Genomic DNA, 278 nt, shown 5'->3' on the forward strand with positions numbered 1-278 from the left:
GTTAATTATTGTGCATTTATAGTTAGCGTAATACCACTTGCATTACGATAGCCTTTAACATCTATGTGCCATACGCCTGCCTGGGGTGCAGAAATAGTGCAACTTTCTGTGTTGCCGTTTTTATATGGCCTACACACAAATTGTGTATTTGAAGATGGCGCACCGAAATTTAAATACAAATCAGCATCGCCGCTTCCGCCTGAAATAGCAACGTTTAGTGAGGCATAACCCGCGGCTAAACGTTGTTCAAAACGCTGCCAACCACCTGTATTTACGCT

The 278-nt window shown here is 42.8% G+C and carries 1 protein-coding gene; it reads right to left on the minus strand.

Translation table 11 applies throughout. The features are described from left to right. Positions 1-5: 5 nt before the first annotated feature. Positions 6-278, minus strand: a 273-nt coding sequence (locus tag AAEY98_RS22285; protein ID WP_351019754.1) for a PPC domain-containing protein, incomplete at its 5' end; no start/stop codon positions are given.

The organism is Shewanella sp. AC91-MNA-CIBAN-0169 (genome assembly GCF_040310165.1).
Lineage (GTDB): Bacteria > Pseudomonadota > Gammaproteobacteria > Enterobacterales > Shewanellaceae > Shewanella.